At 66.5% G+C, this 3,776-nt stretch carries 4 protein-coding genes; 3 read left to right on the plus strand and 1 reads right to left on the minus strand.

Features of this window, described 5'->3' with window-relative positions; genetic code table 11:
* Positions 1–3 precede the first annotated feature (3 nt).
* The 3 genes from Q1J79_RS16065 (at position 4) to Q1J79_RS16075 (ending at position 2,775) form a co-directional block, all read left to right on the plus strand.
* Positions 4–1,080 (plus strand): alkene reductase, encoded by a 1,077-nt coding sequence (locus tag Q1J79_RS16065; protein WP_300302554.1) that lies wholly within the window; start codon positions 4–6, stop codon positions 1,078–1,080.
* Between the two features lie 136 nt (positions 1,081–1,216).
* The gene (locus Q1J79_RS16070) at positions 1,217–2,278 is read left to right on the plus strand and encodes a 3-oxoacyl-[acyl-carrier-protein] synthase III C-terminal domain-containing protein (protein WP_300302365.1); all 1,062 of its coding nucleotides are present in this window, start codon (positions 1,217–1,219) and stop codon (positions 2,276–2,278) included.
* Positions 2,275–2,775, plus strand: a complete 501-nt coding sequence (locus tag Q1J79_RS16075) for an isoprenylcysteine carboxylmethyltransferase family protein (protein ID WP_300302367.1) — start codon at positions 2,275–2,277, stop codon at positions 2,773–2,775. Before Q1J79_RS16070 ends, Q1J79_RS16075 begins: the two co-directional genes overlap by 4 nt.
* Here the strand turns inward: Q1J79_RS16075 and Q1J79_RS16080 are convergent.
* The coding region (locus Q1J79_RS16080) for a gamma-glutamyltransferase family protein (RefSeq protein WP_300302369.1) at positions 2,772–3,776 on the minus strand (1,005 nt) is incomplete at its 5' end. The genes Q1J79_RS16075 and Q1J79_RS16080 overlap by 4 nt on opposite strands.

Here is a 3,776-nt window from a genome sequence, read left to right on the forward strand (position 1 = left end):
GGTCTGTTTGATCCCTATCGCATGGGCGGGCTGATGCTTGCCAACCGCATCGTGATGGCGCCGCTGACGCGCAACCGTGCCGGGGCCGGCAATGTAGCGACCGCGCTGACCGCCGAATATTATGCCCAGCGCGCCGATGCCGGCCTGATCGTGGCCGAGGCCAGCCAGGTCTGCCCGGAAGGACAGGGTTATCAGGACACGCCGGGCATCCATTCCGAAGCGCAGGTGGGCGCCTGGAAAACGGTGACCGATGCGGTGCATGCGCGCGGCGGCAAAATCTTTCTGCAGCTCTGGCATGTCGGCCGCATCAGCCATGTCTCGCTGCAGCCCAACGGCCAGGCACCGGTGGCACCTTCGGCGATCCGCGCCAACTCCAAGACCTTCGTGAACGGCAGCTTCACCGAGGTTTCCGAGCCACGCGCCTTGCGGCTGGACGAACTGCCGGGCATCGTGGCCGCCTATCGCAAGGGCGCGGCGAACGCGATCAGGGCCGGCTTCGACGGCGTGGAGATCCACGGCGCCAACGGCTACCTGCTGGACCAGTTCCTGCGCGACGGCACCAACAAGCGCACCGACGACTATGGCGGCAGCATCGAAAACCGTGCCCGCCTGATGCTGGAGGTGACGGCCGCCATCGTCGCCGAGATCGGCGCGGAGCGCACCGGCATTCGCCTCTCGCCGGTAACACCGGCCAATGACGCCAGCGACAGCAACCCGCAGCCGGTGTTCAATTACGTGGTGGAGCAGCTCGACAAGCTGAACCTCGTTTATATCCACGTGATCGAGGGCGCCACTGGCGGCGACCGCAATTTCGGCGCCGGCTTCGACTACGAAGCCCTGCACAAGCGCTTCCGCAACACCTGGATCGTCAATAACGGTTACACGCTGGAATCCGCGCAGCAGGCGCTGGCCGGGAAACGCGCCGATCTGGTCGCCTTCGGCCGGCCCTTCATCAGCAATCCGGACCTGGTCGCGCGCCTGCGCCACAACGCGCCGCTGGCGCCATTGGATCGCGCCACGCTCTATGGCGGCGGCGCCAAAGGCTATACCGATTATCCGGTGCTAGAAATGGCGAAGTAAGCATTCCACTGAGGTCCGCAGGGCCAGCCGGCCAAACCGGCTGGCCTTTTCATTTCAGCGTGATCGATGCGCGTTTTCCGGAACTGCCGATGCCCGATCCGGGTTACCTTCGGATTGGATTCACCTGAGGCCCGCCATGCCATCCAAGCCCCTGCCCCATCTGGTATCGCTGGCCAGCGCCGTGCCGCGCTTCGACCTTGAGCAGGACGATGTGGCGAACCGCGCCGGCGAAATATTTGCGCCGATGGTGAGCGACTTCCAGCGCCTGATGCCGGTCTATCGCAATGCCGAGATCGAGCGGCGCCATTCCTGCGTGCCGATCGACTGGTATGCCGATTCCCACAGCTTTGCCGAACGCAACGGCCTGTTCCTCGATCATGCCACCGCCCTGCTGGCCGAGGCGGCGCGCAAGGCGCTCGACCAGGCCGGGTTGAAACCGTCCGACATCGATACGCTGATCACCGTCTGCTCGTCGGGCATCGCCACGCCCAGCCTGGATGCCCGCGTGATGCAGCATCTGGGCTTCCGCAGCGATGTGCAGCGCCTGCCGATCTTCGGCCTGGGCTGCGCCGGCGGCGTGCTGGGCCTGACGCGCGCCGCGGCCCTGGCGCGGGCGGAACCTGCTTCGCGCGTGCTGCTGCTCGCCGTCGAACTCTGCGGCCTCACCTTCCGCCAGCAGGACCGCTCGAAAAGCAACATCATCGCCACGGCCCTGTTTGGTGACGGCGCCGCAGCGGCCATCATTAGCTGCCGTCCCGAACATTCCGCTGGCCCCGCGCTGGGCGCCGCCGCCGAGCATACCTGGCCGAACAGCCTGGGCGTAATGGGCTGGGATGTGCTGGATGACGGGCTGAAGGTGGTGTTCTCCGGCAATATTCCCGATCTGGTGCGCAACGACCTGCGTCCGGTGGTGGATACTTTCCTCAGCCGCCAGGGCCTGACCCTTGATGACATCGCCGGCTATGTCTGCCATCCCGGCGGCGCCAAGGTGCTGGATGCGCTGGAAGCCTGTTTCGAGCTGCCGCCGCGTGCGATGAGAGAGGCGCGCGACGTTCTGCGCCGCCATGGCAACATGTCTTCCGTCACCGTGCTGTTCGTGCTGCAGGAAACCCTGAACAGCGGCGCCAGCGGCCGCCACCTGCTCACCGCCCTGGGGCCTGGCTTCACCGCGGCGATGCTGCTGATGGACCTGCCATGACGCCGCTCTACTGGGCGCTGGCCTTCGTGGTGCTGCAGCGCCTGGCCGAGCTGGCCTGGGCCGCGCGCAACACCAAACGCCTGCTGGCGCGCGGGGCGCGCGAGCATGGCGCGCGACATTATCCGCTTTTCGTGCTGCTGCATGCCTCCTGGCTGGCCGCCATCGCGCTGACCGTGCCGGCAGATGCCGAACCGAGCTGGCTGCTGCTCGGCCTGTTTGCCCTGCTGCAGCTCGGCCGCGTCTGGGTGATAGCATCGCTTGGGCCTTACTGGACCACGCGGGTGATCACGCTGGATGACGCGCCGCTGGTAAAACGCGGCCCGTTCCGATTCCTGCGCCACCCGAATTACTGGGTGGTGGCCGGCGAGATCGCCGTGCTGCCGCTGGCCTTCGGCGCCTGGCCGGTGGCGCTGGCATGGAGCCTGCTCAACGCGGCGCTGCTGCGACACCGTATCCGCGTCGAGGAAGCCGCCTTGCGGCCGCGTCGCCTGATTTAACGCCCTATAGCGACTCCCTCCCGTCGCGGATCGGCGCCGCCGACCAACCGGTCGGGCCAGACTTCGATACCCTGCAGGCCGCTGCCCAATTCACCCACGCCAACCTTGTGACCGCGCTGCCGCATCTCATCGGCCAGATCGGCCAGCGGCGTATCGCGCTCCAGTTCAAGGCCTGCATTGCGGTCAAGGAAATGCGGCTGGGCAACCGCCTGCTGGATATCCATCTGCCAATCAAGCACGTTGATCACGGCCTGCGCCACATAGCCGATGATGCGGCTGCCGCCGGGTGAGCCGACCACCAGACGCAGCGAGCCATCGGCATTAAACGCCACCGCCGGCGTCATCGAACTGCGCGGCCGCTTGCCCGGATCGATGCGGTTGGCCACCGGCCGGCCGTTGCTTTCCGCATCGGCGGAGAAATCGGTGAGCTGGTTGTTGAGCAGGAATCCATGCACCATCTGGCGTGAGCCGAACACATTCTCGATTGTTACCGTCATCGATACCGCGTTGCGCTGCGCATCCACCACCGAGACGTGGCTGGTGGACGGCAGTTCCCAAGCCGTGTCGCGGCCATAGAGAAGCCCCTGTTTCTGCGGCGGATCGCCCGGCGCCGCCGGCTGCTGCGAGGCCCGCCCCGGCCGGATCAGCGCGGCGCGATCGCGCAGATAACCCCTGTCGAGCAGGCCTGTCAGCGGCAGGCGCACATGATCGGGGTCGCCGACATAGTAATCACGGTCGGCATAGGCCAGGCGGCTGGCCTGCGCCACGATGTCGATGGCTTCCGGCCCGGCCGGCGGCAGCCCGGGCAGATCGAACTGCGCCAACATGCCCAGCATCTGCAGCATGGTGATGCTGGAGGATGGCGGCGCCATGGTGCAGACGCGATAGACGCGGTAGGCAATGCAGGCTGGATCGCGCTCGACAGCACGATAACCGGCCAGATCAGCCATCGTCATCGCGCCGGGATTCGGCGCGGTTCTGACGGCGGTCACGATATCGGC

Origin of the sequence: Ferrovibrio sp. (assembly GCF_029255545.1) — a bacterium.
In the GTDB taxonomy this organism is placed as follows: Bacteria; Pseudomonadota; Alphaproteobacteria; order Ferrovibrionales; family Ferrovibrionaceae; genus Ferrovibrio.

Excerpts from the sequence above, each read along its gene's own strand:
- Q1J79_RS16075 (WP_300302367.1), top strand. The coding sequence starts at position 2,275 with ATGACGCCGCTCTACTGGGCGCTGGCCTTCGTGGTGCTGCAGCGCCTG.
- Q1J79_RS16070 (WP_300302365.1), top strand. The coding sequence starts at position 1,217 with ATGCCATCCAAGCCCCTGCCCCATCTGGTATCGCTGGCCAGCGCCGTG.